Genomic DNA, 16,805 nt, shown 5'->3' on the forward strand with positions numbered 1-16,805 from the left:
GGCGACAACCACCGGACGGCCAGGGGCAGTACGAGCAGGGGGGCTCGCAAGCGATGGAATTCCGCATTCTCGGACCGGTCGAGGCGAGCGCGGACGGCGCCGTGGTCACGCTGTCCGGCGCCAAGATCCACACCGTGCTCGCCACGCTGCTGCTCGCCCGCGGGCGTCCCGTGACGTACGAGCAGTTCAGCTCCCGGCTCTGGGGCTTGACGCCGCCGTCCTCGATGCACGCGCAGATCCATTCGTACATCCACAAGCTGCGCAAGAGCCTCGGCCCTGCCGCGCGATTGACCCGACAGCACCGGGGCTACCAACTCGACGCCGACGACTCGGTCTTCGACCTGGTGCAGTTCGAGGAGCTGACGGAGGCCGGGCGCCGCGCGGCCGACCGCGGCGACCAGCGCACGGCGACGGCGAAGCTGACGGCCGCGCTGCGGCTCTGGCGCGGCACCCCGCTCGCGAACGTCACCGAGCATCTCGCCGAGCTGGAGCGCCCGCCGCTGGAGGAGGCGTACCTGACCACGATCGAGCAGCGGGTCACAGCCGACCTGGCGCTCGGCGCGGACGCCCGCCTCGTCCCCGAACTGACGGTCCTGGTACGGGAACACCCCCTGCGGGAACGTTTCCGTGCCCAGCTCGTCATCGCCCTCGGCCGCAGCAACCGCCAGGCCAAGGCGCTCCTCACGTACCACGAGGGGCGGAGGCTGCTCGCGGAGCAACTGGGCGTGGATCCGGGGCCGGAGCTGTCGGAGGCGTATCAGTCGGTGCTCGAGGAGGGGACACCATCCGTCTCCCCCACGGCCCCGGCCCCGGCCGCGCCGGCAACAGCCTCCGAGTGGCCGAGACCCAAGGCGGTGTTCCTGCCGCCGAACCTCGATCCCTTCCTGGGCCGGGCGGCCGAACTCCGCGCCGTCGAGCGGAAGGTCGCGGCAGCGGCCGAAGCCACGGGGACGAACGCGGGGACGGCCTCCTCGACGGACTCCCCGACGGACGCTCCCGCCGACCCCACCCCCACCCCCACCCGCATCCTCATCACCGGCCCGGTCGGCTCGGGCCGCACGGCGCTCGCGGTCCGGGCCGCCCACGCCCGCGCGGACCTGTTCCCGGACGGCGTCCTGTTCGCACGGGCCACGGCGCCGGACGGCGCCCCGCACAGCGCGAAGTACCTGCTCACCCTGCTCCTCACCAGCCTGGACGAGCGCCCCCCGCCGGACGCCGACGCGCCCGAACTGCTCCGCAGGTACCGCCTCGCGTCGCATGACCGCCGCCTGCTCGTCGTCCTGGACGACGTGGTCGCGGAGCAGGACGTCGAGCAGTTCGTGCCGAACAGCCCCCACGCGGCAGTCATCCTGACCGGCGACCGCAGGCTGCCGACAGTGACCCACGAGGACACGGTGTGCCTCGGACCCCTTGCGAGCGCCGACGCCGTGGAACTCCTCGCCGCGATCGGCGGCCGGGAGACGGTGCTCGGCAACCCCGCGGCGGCGCGGAAGATCGTCGCGTACTGCGACGGACTCCCCCTGGCCCTGCGCCTGGTCGGCGCGCGCCTCGCGGCACGGCCGCTGTGGACCGTCGCCGACCTGGCGGCCCGCCTCGCCGACCCGGCCCGCCGCCTGCGCGAGCTGGGCTACGGCGGGCAGAGCCTGCACGGCACGCTGATGGCGGCGGTACGCCGACTGCCCGAGGACGTACGGGCGCTGCTGCCGCGACTGGGCGCGCTGTCCGGGCCGGAGCGGGGGTCGGGGCGCGGCGCGGGTGACGGGCCGGATGCCGGGCCGGAGTTCGGCGCGGCGGACCTCGTCGGGGATCCGGGTCTGGAGCCGGTCGTCGAGGCGGGGTTGGAGCAGCTGGCCGACGCGTGGCTCGTGGTGCCCTCGGCGCACGACGAGCGGGGCAGGACGCGGTTCCGGTGCACCGCCCTCACGCGTCTCGTCGCCGAGGAGCTGGCGACCGGGCCGGGAACGGGCGAGGACCGGGGCACACAGGGCGCACGGGACGCGAGGCCCGCGCGTCCGCTCCCGCACCCCTGACGTACGCTGCCGCGATGACTTCTCCACAGCGGCGTGACCAGGGACAGGACCGGGACGAGGACGGTGTGCTGCTGCCGCGGCTGCGGTTCCTGAACGTGCTGGTGCGGGGCACCTTGTACGGGGTCGCGGGCAACGTCGTGCCGCTGGTGGGGCTCGGCCTCGTCGAGGACCACGCCGAACGCCGGACGTTCCTCGCCGTCGTGTCCGGACTCGGGCTGATAGCGGGTGCTTTCTGCCTCCTGGTCGGCCTGTTCTTCTGGTCGGCGTGCGGCAGCGACGTCCGCCGCTGGCGCGACCTGCGCACGATCACGGGCCAGACCGAGGCCGTCACCGTCATGGCCCCGGCCCTCGTCCGCCTGGGCATGACCGGCCTGCTCCTCTTCCCCGGCGCCTACGGGCTGTACCACCTGGTCGACAACGCCGCGTACGACAGCTGGCTCTACGGAAGCTGACCGCGCGCCGGAAGCGGCCGAGGAGTCGCGCCGGGGCGCCCCGGAAACGCCCGAGGGGCCGAACCGGATTTCTCCGGCTCGGCCCCTCGATCACGACTTCAACAGTCGGGACGACAGGATTTGAACCTGCGACCCCTTGACCCCCAGTCAAGTGCGCTACCAAGCTGCGCCACGTCCCGTCGTGTTCCTCGCGGTGTCCCGCGTGATCACGTAGGTAGAACTCTACCGCACGCCGCGGGGTGGTCCGGTGCGCGTGGGTCCCGGCGGGCGCGAGGGGTGTGCCCCGGCCTGCCTCGGGATGCGGGACGCGGGAGAATCGGCACATGACTGGCGCACTTGGACCGGACGGCGCGGGGCGCGGCCGTGACCGTGACGCGGAGGGGCGGGCCCGCAACGCCCGGCCGCGCGACGGGCTTGGGCGGCCGTTGCCGTACGGCTCCGACGGGGTGGAGCGGCAACCGGAGGGCGTGGTGCGCACCCCTCGTGAGACCGTCGCCGAGGCGCAGGCGCTCCTCGACGCCGGGCGGCCCTTCCACGCGCACGAGGTGTTCGAGGACGCCTGGAAGTCCGGGCCCGAGGAGGAGCGCGGCCTGTGGAAGGGGCTCGCGCAGCTCGCCGTCGGGCTCACGCACTCCGCGCGCGGCAACACCACGGGCGGGGCCCGGCTGCTGCGGCGGGGTGCGGGCGCCGTCTCGGCGTGGACCGAGGAGTCGGCGGGGCGGCAGCGGCCGTACGGCATCGGCGTACCGGAACTGGTCCTGTGGGCGCGGGACTTGGCGGCGCGGGTGGAGCGGGACGGGCAGCTCGCGGACGCCGCCGCCTGTGCTCCCACGTTGTGCCCCGGCGATGACGGCGGTGGTGAGCGCGCCGCGGGCGGCCGGGGTGCGGGCGGCGGCGCCCGGAGCTGAGGACGCGGCGACAGCTCCGCGCCGGGCGAGGGTTCCGCACCCGGCGCAGGGACGCGTGGACCGGTGCGGCACACTCGGCCCGTGCGAAAGATTCATGTCATCGGCATCGGCGCGGGCGACCCCGATCAGCTGACCCTGCAGGCGGTCAAGGCGTTCGGGGACACCGACGTGTTCTTCATCCTCGGCAAGGGCGAGGAGAAGGCGGACCTCGTGGCGCTGCGCCGGGGCATGCTCGACGCGCACCGGCCGGACGGGAACTATCGGGTCGTCGAGGCCCGTGACCCCGAGCGCGACCGCACGGCGGACGGCGCGGACTACTCGCACGCCGTCGGCGACTGGCGCAGTCGCCGCGCCGACATCTACGAGCGGCTCATCACCGACGAGCTGGGCGCGGACCAGACGGGGGCGTTCCTCGTGTGGGGCGATCCCGCGCTGTACGACAGCACGATCGGGATCCTGGAGGAGGTGCTCGGGCGGGGTGCCGTGGCCTTCGGCTACGACGTCGTCCCCGGCATCAGCAGCGTCTCGGCCCTCGCCGCCCGCCACCGCACCGGCCTGAACCGCGTCGCGCGCCCCGTGCAGATCACCACGGGCCGCCGCCTCGCCGACGAGGGCTTCCCGGCCGGGGTCGACGACGTGGTGGTGATGCTGGACGCCCGGCAGGCCTTCCGGCGGTACGCCGACCGCGATGACGTCGAGATCTTCTGGGGCGCCTACATCGGCACCCCCGACGAGATCCTGGAATCGGGGCCGCTCCCGGAGGCCGCGCCTCGCATCGAGCGGCTGCGCGCCGAGGCCCGCGCCCGCAAGGGCTGGATCATGGACACGTACCTGCTGCGCAGGCGCACGGACGGCTGACCCGCCCCGCTGCCCCCGCGCGGGCACCGGCCCGGAGCCCCGTCACCGGACCGGACGGCCCCGCATGCACACCCCCGGTGCGGGTGTGAGGGTGAGGCTGTGACCGTTACCGATCAGCCCGTGGCCGCGGCGGAACAGGGGCCGCCGGTCCTGGACAAGCGCCGGCGCAATGTCGTCTTCGTGACGATCATGCTGGGCGTCCTCCTCGCCGCGCTCGACCAGACGATCGTGGGAACCGCGCTGCCGACGATCGTGTCGGACCTCGGCGGGGCCGAGCACATGTCGTGGGTCGTGACGTCGTACCTCCTGGCGGAGACGGTCGCGACGGTGCTCGTGGGCAAGTTCGGCGACCTGTTCGGGCGCAAGATCGTGTTCCAGGTGTCGGCGATCGTCTTCATCACCGGCTCGTTCCTGTGCGGCCTCGCCACGAACATGACGCTGCTCATCGCCTGGCGGGCGCTGCAGGGCATCGGCGCGGGCGGTCTGATGGTCACGGCGATGGCGCTGATCGCCGATGTCATCCCGCTGCGGGAGCGCGGCAAGTACCAGGGCGCGATCGGCGCGGTCTTCGGTGTGTCCACGGTCATCGGGCCGCTGCTCGGCGGTCTGTTCACGGACCATCTGACCTGGCGCTGGGCGTTCTACGTCAACGTTCCCATCGCGATCCTCGTGGTCGCGGCGGCGGCCCGCACGATCCCGGTGGTGAAGTCGGCGTCGCGGCCCGTCATCGACTATCTGGGCATCGCCCTGGTGGCGGTCGGCGCGAGCGCGCTGATCCTCGCGACGAGCTGGGGCGGCAACGAGTACGCGTGGGGCTCGGGCGTCATCATCGGGCTCTTCGCGGGCGGCCTGGCGGCGCTCGCGGGCTTCTGCTGGGTGGAGACGCGCGCGGCCGAGCCGATGCTGCCCATGCGGCTCTTCGCGAACCCCGTCTTCACGGTCTGCTCCGTGCTCAGCTTCATCGTCGGCTTCGCGATGCTCGGCGCGATGACGTTCCTGCCCACGTATCTGCAGTACGTCGACGGGGACTCGGCCACGATCTCCGGCGTGCGGACGCTGCCGATGGTCGTCGGCCTGCTCATCGCGTCGATCTTCAGCGGCAACGTGGTCAGCAAGACGGGCACGTACCGGATCTTCCCGATCGTGGGCTCCCTGGTGATGGCGCTCGGCCTGTTCCTGCTGTCGCTGATGGGCAGCGAGACCAGTACGTGGCTGGAGTCGCTTTACATGTTCGTGCTCGGCGCCGGGATCGGCCTGTGCATGCAGGTGCTCACGATCGCCGTCCAGAACACCGTCGCCTACGCCGACCTCGGCACCGCGACGTCCGGCGTCACCTTCTTCCGCACGCTGGGCAGCTCGTTCGGGACGGCCGTGTTCGGCACGATCTACGCCAACACGCTCGCCCCGAACCTGCGGGACGGGGTCGCGGAGGCCTCCCGTACCGGCGCCGCGCCGCCGGACGCCGTCGCGAAGGCCTCACAGAGCCCGCAGGGGCTGCACGACCTGCCGGGCGCGGCGGCGGCACCGCTGGTCAAGGCATACGCGGACACGCTCCAGACGGTGTTCCTGTGGACCGTGCCGGTCGCGCTCGTCGGATTCGTCGTGGCCCTTTTCCTCAAGCAGGTCGAGCTGCGCGACAGCGCGCGGATGAGCTCGTCCGACCTTGGCGAGGGGTTCGCGTCACCGCAGTCGGGCGACTCCGGCCGACTCCTGGAACTCGCCGTCGGCAACATCCTGCGCGAGAAGGGCCCGCAGACCGCGCGCGCCGTCATCCAGCGGTCCGACACGCGTCTGGACATGGCCGGGGCGTGGGCGGTGATGCAGGTCGCCCTGTTCACCCGGATGGTCGGCCACGCCAACCTGAACCTCATCGCGGCCCGCCGCCAACTGCCGCCCGAGGTCCTGGTGCCCGTGTTCGACCGCATGGTCGAGGAGGGCTATCTGAGCCGCACCGGGACGCTGTTCCAGCACACGGCCGCGGGCGCGCGGGAGGCCGAGGTGATCGGAGCGGCGTGGGGGGCGTGGCTGCGCGAGCAGTTGGAGAAGGGCGGCGGCCGCGCCCTGGAGGACACGGCCGGGGGCGACGGGAAGCTGATGGCGGCGGTCGACGCGATCGCGAAACGGCTCCTCGCGGAGGACCTCGCGCACGGTCTCGCGCTCGACCGGGGGCAGACGGTGCGCCCGGTGGCGAAGACGTCGGCCTAGGGCGCCCTCCGCGTCAGCGCAGCAGGAGCTGGAGCCCGCCGAGGACCGTCGCGCCGATGACGAGCTGTTCGAAGAGCCGCTGGTTGATGCGGTGCACGCACGCCTTGCCGATGAGGGCGCCCGGGATCACGAACAGGACGAGGGCGGCGTCGAGCAGCAGCGAGGGTCCGTCGATGAGGCCGAGGCCCACGCTGAAGGGCACCTTGGAGGTGTTGACGATGAGGAAGAACCACGCCGAAGTGCCGAGGAAGCTCAGCTTCTTGAAGCCCGCCGAGAGCAGATACATCGACATGACGGGTCCGCCCGCGTTGGCGACCATCGTGGTGAAGCCGCCGAGCACGCCGTAGGAGGGCGCCGCGATCCTGGCCGTCGCCCGCGCCGTCCCGCCCTCGTCGTCCGCCGGGGCGCCGGTCGCGGCCGACCTGCGTCGCCACGTCGTCACGGCGGCCATGAGCAGCAGGATCGCCCCGATCGACGTACGCATCATGGCGTCGTCGGCGAACATCAGGAACACCGTGCCCACGGCGACGCCCGCGCCGACCGCGGGGAAGAGCCGCCACAGCGTGGGCCAGTGGGCGTGTCTGCGGTAGGTGAGGACGGCGAGGACGTCCCCGGCGATGAGGATCGGAAGGAGCACGCCCGTCGACGCGCGGGCCGGGAGGACCGCGGCGAAGACGGCGAGGCTGATGGTGTTCGCGCCGCTGACGGCGGTCTTGGAGAAGCCGACGACCCCGGCGGCCAGGGCCAGGGCGCCGAACTCCCAGACGGTCAGGGCGGACAGGGCGGAGGTGGCGGCGGAGGCGTCCATGCTGGGCACCGATGGTATGCCCAAGCACTTTGTGGCGGGGCGGGCCGGGGTCGGTCCCGTGCGGCGGGCGCGGTGGCGGGGTCGGTCCCGTGCGACGAGCGCGGTGGCGGGGTCAGTCCCGTTCGACGAGCAGGGCGGTGCCCTGGCCGACGCCCACGCACATCGTGGCGAGGCCACGGGTGGTGCCGGTGCGGCGCATGCGGTGCAGGAGCGTGGTGAGGATGCGGGCGCCGGAGCAGCCGAGGGGGTGGCCGAGCGCGATGGCGCCGCCGTCGGGGTTGACCAGGTCCGGGTCGATGCCGAGGGCGTCCACGCAGGCGAGCGCCTGGGCCGCGAACGCCTCGTTGAACTCGGCCTCCTGGATGTCGGCGACGCTCCAGCCGACCCGGGCCAGGGCCTTTCGGGTGGCGGGCACGGGGCCGATGCCCATCACGTCGGGGTGCACTCCGGCGGAGGCGCCCGTCGCGTACCGGCCGAGGGACTCCAGGCCCAGGTCGTTCAGGGCCTCCTCGCTGACCAGGAGCAGGCCCGCCGCGCCGTCGTTCATGGGCGACGCGTTGCCCGCCGTGACGGTGCCACCCGCGCGGAACACCGGACGCAGTCCGCTGAGCTTCTCGTACGAGGTGTCCTCGCGGATGCTCTCGTCCGCGTCGAGGACCGTGCCGTCGGGGGTGGTGACGGGCAGGAGTTCGGCGTCGAAGTGGCCGTATCTGCGGGCGGCGGCGGCACGCTGGTGGCTGCGCAGGGCGAAGGCGTCCTGGCGCTCGCGGGAGACGCCGTGCCGGGCCGCGACCTCCTCGGCCGTCTCGCCCATGGAGAGGAGCCCGTGCAGCTCCTTCATCCTCGGGTTGACCAGGCGCCAGCCGAGGCGGGTGTCGGCGGTCTCCATGCGGTGCGGCAGGGTCTCGTCGGGGCGCGGCAGGACGAAGGGGGCGCGGCTCATGGACTCGGAGCCGCCCGCGAGCACGATGTCGGCGTCGCCCGCGGCGATGGTCCGCGCGGCCAGGGTGACCGCCTCCAGGCCGGAGGCGCACAGGCGGTTCACCGTGGCGCCGGGGACGGAGTCCGGGAGTCCGGCGAGGAGGACGGCCATGCGGGCGACGTTGCGGTTGTCCTCGCCCGCCTGGTTGGCCGCGCCCCAGTAGACCTCGTCGACGCGGGCCGGGTCGAGCCCCGGCAGGTCGGCGAGCAGGCCGCGGACGACGGTGGCGGCGAGGTCGTCCGGGCGGACGGCGGAGAGGGCACCGCGGAGCCGCCCGATCGGCGTGCGGCGGGCGGCGGCGAAGTGGACGGTGCGCACTGGGCGGCTCCGAGACATGAGCGGTTTAATTAGCGCTGCTAGTTTCGGAGTGTACGGGGGATCTCAGGCGGCCGTCCAGGCACGGAAGACACCGACGCAGCCGTGGACGGTCAGCTCGTGCCGGTCGAAGTGCAGGTCGAGCTGGGCGCGCAGGTCGTCGAGGGCGTCGGCGTCGTTGTGGAACGCGCCCCGCTTGTTCAGTGTCCGCATCGCCCGGCGCGCGGAGCCGGACACCGGCACCCCGGCCGAGAGGACCGTGGTGCCGAAGACGATACCGCCGGGACGGACCACGGCCGCGGCGTGCGCCAGGGCGATCCCCTTCTCCCGCAGGGTGCCCGGAACGCAGTGCAGCAGATAGCTCATCCCGACCGAGTCGTGGGACCGCGCGGCCACCGGCAGGGGTTCCAGTATGTTCGCGCGGACCGTCTCGACCCGGTGGCGCCGGAGCCGGTGCGCCGTGTGGGCCAGGGAGTTGCGGTTGAGGTCGACCAGCGTGATCCGCGGGTCGGGCACCGGGAACCGGGCGTGGTGGAGCAGATAGCCGGTGCCCACGCCGATGTCCATGTGGCGCGCGCCGACACAACTGTCGTACAGGCTCCGGGACACCGCCGACGGGCAGCGCCAGAGGAGGGGCGCCGTGCCCCGGTACACCAGGAGGTCGTAGAGGGTGAGAAACGGCTTCGAGTATCCGGACTGCCCGTCGATGACCCCTTGGTCGAGGTGCTGGTCGAGGGGCTTGCCGGCGTGGGCGCCTTCGGACGTCATCATGCTCCTTCAGAGGTGACGGGCTGCTGGGTCGGTGCGGGCCGGGGGGTGCCCTGCGGGCCGCCGAGCCAGTCGGCCACCGCGCGCAGGGCGGGCCCGCTGTGCTCGCGGATGATCGAGAAGTGTGTTCCGGGGGTGTCGACGGCCGTGTGCGGCAGGTGCCAGCGCGCGAGCCGGTCCGCCGGTGTCCCGGGCGTGCCGGATGTTTCCGGGGCGTCCGGGGCCTGCGGCTCGGCGGGCGTCCGCGGCTCGTCGTCGAGGGGGTCCTGCGAGGCCCGTACGAGCAGGGTCGGCGCGCTGATCTCGGTCGGGGTCCAGGCCCGGAACAGACCGGCGTAGTGCGCCATCGCGGTGAGGTACGCGTCGTCACCTGCCTCCTGGGTCCAGAGCCCGTCCGGTGCCCCCGAGGCGCGGGCCCGTTCGATGCGGGCGTGCAGGTGCGGGAGCATCGGGCTGGTGGGCCAGTGGCTGTCGAGGAGGACGACGGCGTCGGGGCCCGCGCCGCGTGCTTGGAGCGCGGCGGCGGTGGCGTGGGCGATCCAGCCGCCCGCCGAGTACCCGAGCAGGACGACGGGACCGCCGTCGGCGCACTGTGCGGCACCGTCCGCCAGCAGGTTAGCCAGCGCGTCGACGGACGCGGGCAGCGGCTCCCGCCAGTCGAAGCCCGGCACCGGCTGGACCCAGACGTCGTGCTCGCCCCCGGACGCGGCGGCGAGCCGCGCGTACTGGGACGCGCCCGCGCCGACGGCGAACGTCGGGAAGCAGACGAGGCGCGCGGCGGCTCCGCGCGCGAGCCGGACGTGCGGTGGCCGCAGCCGCTCCTCGGGGGTGTCGAAGGTGGGCCGGAACGCCGCGACGTGGCGCACCAGTTCCTGGAACTCCTCGGTGCGGCCCAGTTCGCTCGCACGGGCGAGCAGGGGGCCGAGGATGAGGCGTGCGGCGCCGGTGTCGCCGGGTGCCGTGCCTGTGACTTCTCCTGTGCCGCCCGGGCCCGCACCCGCGTCCGCAGCATCGCCTCCGCCTCCGACCCCAGCCCCGACCCCAGCCCCGGCCTCGGCCGCGGTAGGTGTGGCCGCCCACAGTGCGACCAGGTGCCCGGTCAGCGCGGCGACGGTCGGGTGCTGGAAGACGAGGGCCGGGGGGAGCCGCAGCCCGGTGTCCGCGCCGAGCCGGTTGCGCAGGTCCACCGCCGTCAGCGAGTCGAACCCCAGCTCTGGCAGGGGCCGTTCGTCGTCGAGGGCGTCCGGGTCGGCCAGCCTCAGGACCGCCGCGACGTGCGTGCGGACGAGGGCGGCGACCAGACCGGGCCGCTCGTCGTCGCCCGCCGCCGCGAGGCTTTGCCTGACCTGGCGTCCCTGGTCCGCCCGCGCCGCGCCGGGTGCGGGCCGCCCGGCCGCGCCGATCGGAAGGCCGGTGCCCTCGGGCCAGTACCGCTGGTGCTGGAAGGCGTACGTGGGCAGGTCCACCAGACGCGCGCCGCAGTCGGCGAGCATCCTGTCCCAGCCCACCGGGACGCCCTTGACGTACAGGTGGGCCAGCGCGGTGAGGAGCCCGCGCAGACCGGTGCCGCACTCCTGCCCGAGGAGCCCGGCCAGGTCCTCGCCAGGGCCCAACCGCAGGCAGGAGCGCACCCCTTGGGACCCGAGCAGGCCCATGGCGTCGACTGACGGAGCGTCAGCCTCCTGGGCGAGGCGCACCCAGTGGTCCGGGGACGACAGCTCCTCGTACGGCACCGGGCTGCCGGTGCGGGCTGCGGCGAGGGGGATCACCGGCGGGCGGAAGGTCAGGTCCTTGACGGTCCGCCGGACGGCGTCCCCCGCGTCGGCCCCCAGGCCTGCCTCCGTCTCCGGCGGCGCTTCTCGTACGGGGGTGGCGTCCCGTACGAGGGTGACGACGAGCGCCGCCGCGTCGGTCAGGGACAGCACACCCGCGCAGTGCGCCGCGGTCACCTCGCCGAGACCGTGGCCGAGGAGGACGGCGGGTCCGACTCCCCAGTGTTCGAGGAGGCGGAACAGCGCGACTTCCCCGGCGAACGCGGCCGCGCGGGCGAGCACTTGGCCCCCCGGCTCCGGTCCCTCCAGGGGCAGGACCTCGCTCCAGGGTCGGCCCAACTGCTCCGCTACGGCGGCACCGGCCTCGTCCAGCGCCGTGGCGAACACGGGCGCCCGCTCGTACAACTCCCTGACCAGTCCGACCCGTTCACCGCCCGGTCCCCCGGCCGGGTCCGGGAGCGGACCGCCGCACACGAACGCGACCCGTTCCCGCGCCCGGGCCGAGCCACGGACCACGTCCGGCCCGCACTCGCCCGCCGCAAGGCGCGCAAGGCCCGCCAGGAGCGCGTCCCGGTCCCGGCCGACGACCACCGCGCGGTGCTCCAGGCCCGCCCGGGTCGCCGCCAGCGAGCGCGCGACGTCGGCCGCCACGAGGTCCGCGTGGCCCTCGACGAAGCGGCGCAGCCGGTCGGCCTGCGCGCGCAGCGCCTCCTCGGTGCCGCCCGACAGCGGCCAGGGCAGCACGGGGAGGATGTCGTCCGGCGCCACGCGTGCCGGGTCCGGCGCCAAGTCCCCGTCCTCCGAAGCGCGTTCCTTCGCCACGCCCCCGCCTTCCTGAACGTGGCCGCCCGCCGCGCCCCTGTCCTCCTGGGCATGGTGGCCCGCCGCGCCCCTGTCCTCCTGGGCATGGTGGCCCGCCGCACCCCCGTCCTCCTGAGCCTGGCGGCCCGCCGCACCCCCGTCCTCCTGAGCAGGGCGACCCGCCGCACCCTCGCCCGCCGGGGCCCCGTCCTGCCCCGCTCCCCCGTCCTCCTGCGGGGCCTGTTCGAGGACCACATGCGCGTTGGTCCCGCTGATCCCGAAGGACGAGACACCGGCCCGGCGCGCCCGGCCCGTGTCCGGCCAGGGGCGGGACTCGGTGAGGATCTCCACGGCGCCCGACGACCAGTCGACGTGCGGGGTCGGCTCGTCCACGTGCAGGGTGGGCGGAAGGACCGCCCGGTCCAGCGCGAGGACCGTCTTGATGACACCGCCGACCCCGGCCGCGGCGGCGGTGTGGCCGACGTTGGACTTGAGCGAGCCGAGCCAGAGCGGCGCGTGGGCGGGCCGTCCCTGGCCGTAGGTGGCGAGCAGGGCCTCCGCCTCGATGGGGTCGCCGAGGGTGGTGCCCGTGCCGTGGGCCTCGACGGCGTCGACGTCCCGTGCGGTGAGACCGGCCTGGGCGAGGGCCTGCCGGATCACGCGCTGCTGGGCGAGCCCGTTGGGGGCGGACAGGCCGTTGCTCGCCCCGTCCTGGTTGACGGCGGTGGCACGGACCAGGGCGAGGACGGGGTGTCCGGCGCGCCGGGCGACCGAAAGGGGTTCGACGAGCAGGACGCCGACGCCCTCGCCCCAGCCGGTGCCGTCGGCCTCGGCGGCGAACGCCTTGCAGCGCCCGTCGGCCGCGAGGGCGCCCTGGCGGCTGAACTCGACGAACGCGCCCGGGGTCGAGAGGATCGTCGCGCCGCCCACCAGGGCGGCCGTGCAGTCGCCCTGCCGCAGCGCCTGCACGGCGAGGTGGAGGGCCACGAGGGACGACGAGCAGGCCGTGTCGACGGTGACCGCGGGGCCTTCGAGGCCGAAGGTGTAGGCGATCCGCCCGGAGGCGACGCTCGTCGAGGTGCCGGTCATCAAGTGGCCCGCGCCGCCGTCCGGGTCGGCGGTGAGCAGGGGCAGGTAGTCCTGGCCGCTGACGCCCACGAAGACGCCGGTGCGGCTGCCGCCGACCGCGTCGGGCGCCAGCCTGGCCCGCTCGAGGACCTCCCAGGCCACTTCGAGCAGGAGGCGCTGCTGCGGGTCCATCGCGAGTGCCTCGCGCGGGCTGATCCCGAACAGGAGCGGGTCGAACCCGTCGGCGTCGTGCAGGAAGCCGCCCCGGCGGACGTAGGTGTGTCCCGGCCTGCCGGGGTTCGGGTCGTACAGGCCCGCCGTGTCCCAGCCCCGGTTGGCCGGGAAGCCGGAGGTCGCGTCCCGGCCGGAGGCGACCAGGTCCCACAGCTGCTCGGGCGAGGCCACGTCGCCGGGGTAGCGGCAGCCCATGGCGACGATCGCGATCGGCTCACCGGCGACCGGCGCCGCCGACACCGCTTCCTCGTACTGCTCCTGAGCACCCGTCAGGCACGCGAGCAGGTGGGCGGACAGCTTCTCGGCCGTCGGGTGGTCGAAGACCGCCGCCGGGGACAGGCGGACACCCGTCGCCGTGGTGAGCCGGTTGCGCAGCTCCATCGCGGTCAGCGAGACGAACCCGAGGTCGGTGAAGGCCCGGGTGACGTCGACGTCCCCCGGGGATGCGAGGTTCAGGACGGCGGCGGCGTGCTCGCACACCGTCTCCAGGGCCAGCCGCTCCTTGCCGCCGTCCGGCAGTTCGGCGAGGCGCCGCCGGAACACGGAGGCCGCGCTGTCGTCGGCCTCGTGGACCGGGGTGATGCCGGGCAGCGCGTCCGGCCAGTAGCGACGGCGCTGGAAGGCGTGGGTCGGCAGGTCCACGAGGCGGGCCCGTGGCCCGATGCGGGCCGACCAGTCCACGCCGACGCCCTGCACGTGCGCCTCGGCGACGGAGGCGAGGAAGCGCGCGAGGTGCCCCTCGTCGCGCCGCAGCGAGGTCAGGACGGTGCCGGGCGCGCCGCCGCTCGCCGGACTCCCGGTGTCCGCGGAGCCCGCCACGCGCGCTGCACCCGGCGCGCTTGCCGCACCCGCCGCACCTGCCGTGCCCGCCCCGCCTGTCGTGTTCTCGATGAGTTCCTGCACCGACATCGCGAGCACCGGGTGCGGGCTCATCTCGGCGTACGTACGGTGCCCGGACGCGAGGAGTGCCCGGACGGTCGCGTCGAAGCGGACCGTCTCCCGCAGGTTGCGGTACCAGTAGGCGGCGTCGAGCCCGGAGGTGTCGACCTCGGCGCCGAGGACCGTCGAGTGGAAGGGGATGTCGGCCGTGCGCGGGGCGATGTCGGCGAGTGTCGCGAGGAGTTCGTCCCGCAACGTCTCGACCTGCGCCGAGTGCGAGGCGTAGTCGACCGCGACGCGGATCGCCCGGACGCCTTCCCGCTCGGCGGCGTCCAGGAGCTCGTCGAGGGCCTCGGCGTCGCCCGACACCACCACGGACGAAGGGGCGTTGGCCGCGGCGACCCCGAGGCGGGCGCCCCACTCCGCGAGGCGGTCGCGCGCCCGGTCGACGGGCAGGGCGAGGAAGGCCATGCCCCCGCTGCCCGCGAGGCGTTCGGCGACGAGCCGGGACCGCCGTGCCACGATCAGGGCCCCGTCCTCCAGGGACAGGGCGCCCGCGACGCACGCGGCGGCGATCTCGCCCTGGGAGTGGCCCACGACGGCGCCGGGCTCCACGCCGTGGGACCGCCACAGCGCGGCGAGCGAGACCATCATGGCCCAGAGCGCGGGCTGGACGACGTCCACGCGGTCGAGCGGGGCCGCGCCGTCGACGCCGCGCACGACGTCGACGAGCGAGAAGTCGACGTGGGGCGCCACGGCCTCGGCGCACGCGCCGAGCCGCTCGCGGAAGACCTTCGACTCGCGGTACAGGTCCGCCGCCATGCCCTCCCACTGGGCGCCCTGGCCGGGGAAGACGAACACCGGTTTCCCGGGGTCGCGCGCGACGCCCTGCACGACGCCGGGGATGCTCTTCCCCTCGGCCACGGCGGTGAGGCCCGCGAGGTACGCGTCCCGGTCGTCGGCGAGCACGACGGCGCGGTGGTCGAAGTGGGTGCGCGAGACCAGCAGGGAGTGGCCGACGTCGGCCGGGGCCAGGCCGGGCCTGGCGCGCACGTGGTCGCGCAGCCGGGCCGCCTGCTCGCGCAGCCCGCGGCCGCTGCGCGCGGTGATCAGCCACGGCAGCGGGCCGGGGGCGGGGTGGGCGCGGTCCGGTGCGGAGTCGCCCCCGGCGTCGGGTGCCGGTCCGCACACCGCTTCGCGCACCGGGCTGTCCGGCACTTCGCGTGCCGGGCCGTCCACCCCGTCGTCCGCCAGGCCGTGCGCCCCGCCCGTGGACTCGGCGAGCGGCACCGGTCCGGCGACCGGCCCCGGAGCGGGCGCGGGGAACGCGTCGTCGTCCGACTGCTCCAGGATCACGTGGGCGTTGGTGCCGCTGATCCCGAAGGACGACACCCCGGCCCGCCGTGGCCCCTCGTGCCGGGGCCAGTCGCGTGCCTCGGTCAGCAGCCGTACCGCACCCGACGACCAGTCGACGTGCGGCGTCGGCTCGTCCACGTGCAGGGTGGGGGGCAGGACTCCCCGGCGCAGCGCCATGACCGTCTTGATGACGCCGCCGACGCCCGCCGCCGCCTGGGTGTGCCCGATGTTCGACTTGAGGGAGCCGAGCCACAACGGCCGTTCGGCGGAACGCTCCTGACCGTACGTGGCCAGCAGCGCCTGCGCCTCGATCGGATCCCCCAACGACGTCCCCGTCCCGTGCGCCTCCACCGCGTCGACCAAGTCCGCCGACAGACGGGCCGACGCCAACGCCTGCCGGATGACGCGCTGCTGCGAAGGCCCGTTCGGCGCCGTCAGACCGTTCGACGCACCGTCCTGGTTCACCGCCGAGCCCCGCACCACGGCGAGCACCGGATGCCCGTTGCGCCGCGCGTCCGACAACCGCTCAAGCAGCACGAGACCCACGCCCTCGCCCCACCCCGTGCCGTCGGCCGACGCCGCGAACGCCTTGCACCGCCCGTCGGTCGCGAGCCCCCGCTGACGGCTGAACTCCACGAACATCCCCGGGGTCGTCATCACCGAGGCGCCGCCCGCCAGGGCCATGCTGCACTCGCCCTGCCGCAGCGACTGGGCGGCCAGATGGAGTGCCGTCAGGGACGCCGAGCACGCCGTGTCGACGGTGATCGCCGGGCCTTCGAGGCCGAAGGTGTAGGCGAGCCGGCCCGAGAGGACGCTGGCGAGGAAGCCCGTCGAGTAGCCCTCGAAGGTCTCCCGGGCGCTCTGCAGCAGGAGCGCGTACTCCTGGCTGCTGGTGCCGACGAAGACGCCGGTGCGGCTGCCGCGCATCCGGGTCGGTGCGAGGCCCGCGCGTTCGAAGGTCTCCCAGGCCACTTCCAGGAGCAGGCGCTGCTGCGGATCGAGGGTCAGCGCCTCGCGCGGGCTGACGCCGAACAGGCCCGCGTCGAACGACGCCACGTCCGCGAGGAAGCCGCCCTCGCGCGCGTAGGTCTTCCCAAGCCGGTCCGGATCGGGGTCGTAGAGGTGCTCGACGTCCCAGCCGCGGTCCTCCGGGAAGGGCGCGACGGCGTCCGTGCCGGAGACCACCAGGTCCCACAGGTCCTCCGGGGAGCGGACGTCCCCGGGGAAGCGGCAGCCCATGGCGACCACCGCGACGGGCTCGCCCGCGGCGTCCTCCAGCTCCCGCAGGCGCCCGCGCGTCTCGTGCAGGTCGGCGGTGACCCGCTTGAGGTAGTACCGAATCCGGTCGTCCGTCGCCATGTGCCATCCA

9 protein-coding genes and 1 tRNA gene are annotated in these 16,805 nt (G+C 74.4%); 5 read left to right on the plus strand and 5 right to left on the minus strand.

The genetic code is table 11. From position 1 onward, the window contains the following. The first annotated feature begins 53 nt into the window (after positions 1 to 53). Positions 54 to 2,030 (plus strand): BTAD domain-containing putative transcriptional regulator, encoded by a 1,977-nt coding sequence (locus ACFVHO_RS15470; RefSeq protein WP_385713765.1) that lies wholly within the window; start codon positions 54 to 56, stop codon positions 2,028 to 2,030. 14 nt (positions 2,031 to 2,044) lie between these two features. After that, positions 2,045 to 2,482 carry a DUF6336 family protein gene (locus ACFVHO_RS15475; protein ID WP_385713767.1) on the plus strand — a complete coding sequence of 146 codons (438 nt, stop codon included), beginning with the start codon at positions 2,045 to 2,047 and terminating at the stop codon, positions 2,480 to 2,482. Between the two features lie 105 nt (positions 2,483 to 2,587). Here the strand turns inward: ACFVHO_RS15475 and ACFVHO_RS15480 are convergent. Beyond that, positions 2,588 to 2,661, minus strand: a tRNA-Pro gene (locus tag ACFVHO_RS15480). 144 nt (positions 2,662 to 2,805) lie between these two features. Here ACFVHO_RS15480 and ACFVHO_RS15485 point away from each other — a divergent pair. From ACFVHO_RS15485 to ACFVHO_RS15495, 3 genes are all read left to right on the plus strand, one after another. Further along, a complete protein-coding gene (locus ACFVHO_RS15485; RefSeq protein WP_385713769.1) occupies positions 2,806 to 3,390 on the plus strand; it encodes a DUF309 domain-containing protein in 585 nt (194 codons plus the stop codon). An 81-nt stretch (positions 3,391 to 3,471) separates the two neighbouring features. Beyond that, positions 3,472 to 4,248, plus strand: coding sequence for a precorrin-6A synthase (deacetylating) (gene cobF / locus ACFVHO_RS15490; RefSeq protein WP_385713770.1), 777 nt, complete (start codon positions 3,472 to 3,474; stop codon positions 4,246 to 4,248). A 99-nt stretch (positions 4,249 to 4,347) separates the two neighbouring features. Continuing rightward, the gene (locus ACFVHO_RS15495) at positions 4,348 to 6,453 is read left to right on the plus strand and encodes an MDR family MFS transporter (RefSeq protein WP_385713771.1); all 2,106 of its coding nucleotides are present in this window, start codon (positions 4,348 to 4,350) and stop codon (positions 6,451 to 6,453) included. Between the two features lie 13 nt (positions 6,454 to 6,466). Here ACFVHO_RS15495 and ACFVHO_RS15500 read toward each other — a convergent pair whose 3' ends face one another. The 4 genes from ACFVHO_RS15500 to ACFVHO_RS15515 all read right to left on the minus strand — a co-directional run bounded on the left by ACFVHO_RS15500 (position 6,467) and on the right by ACFVHO_RS15515 (position 16,795). After that, on the minus strand, positions 6,467 to 7,261 hold the full coding sequence (locus tag ACFVHO_RS15500) for a sulfite exporter TauE/SafE family protein (RefSeq protein ID WP_385713773.1): 795 nt from the start codon (positions 7,259 to 7,261) through the stop codon (positions 6,467 to 6,469). Positions 7,262 to 7,373: 112 nt separating this feature from the next. Further along, the gene (locus ACFVHO_RS15505; RefSeq protein ID WP_385713775.1) at positions 7,374 to 8,561 is read right to left on the minus strand and encodes a thiolase family protein; all 1,188 of its coding nucleotides are present in this window, start codon (positions 8,559 to 8,561) and stop codon (positions 7,374 to 7,376) included. A 63-nt stretch (positions 8,562 to 8,624) separates the two neighbouring features. Next, positions 8,625 to 9,329: a class I SAM-dependent methyltransferase gene (locus tag ACFVHO_RS15510; RefSeq protein WP_385713777.1), complete on the minus strand. Its 705-nt coding sequence runs from the start codon at positions 9,327 to 9,329 to the stop codon at positions 8,625 to 8,627. Then, positions 9,326 to 16,795 carry a type I polyketide synthase gene (locus tag ACFVHO_RS15515; protein ID WP_385713779.1) on the minus strand — a complete coding sequence of 2,490 codons (7,470 nt, stop codon included), beginning with the start codon at positions 16,793 to 16,795 and terminating at the stop codon, positions 9,326 to 9,328. Before ACFVHO_RS15515 ends, ACFVHO_RS15510 begins: the two co-directional genes overlap by 4 nt. Positions 16,796 to 16,805: the final 10 nt, after the last annotated feature.

Origin of the sequence: Streptomyces sp. NPDC127108 (assembly GCF_042677545.1) — a bacterium.
Taxonomy (GTDB): Bacteria; Actinomycetota; Actinomycetes; order Streptomycetales; family Streptomycetaceae; genus Streptomyces.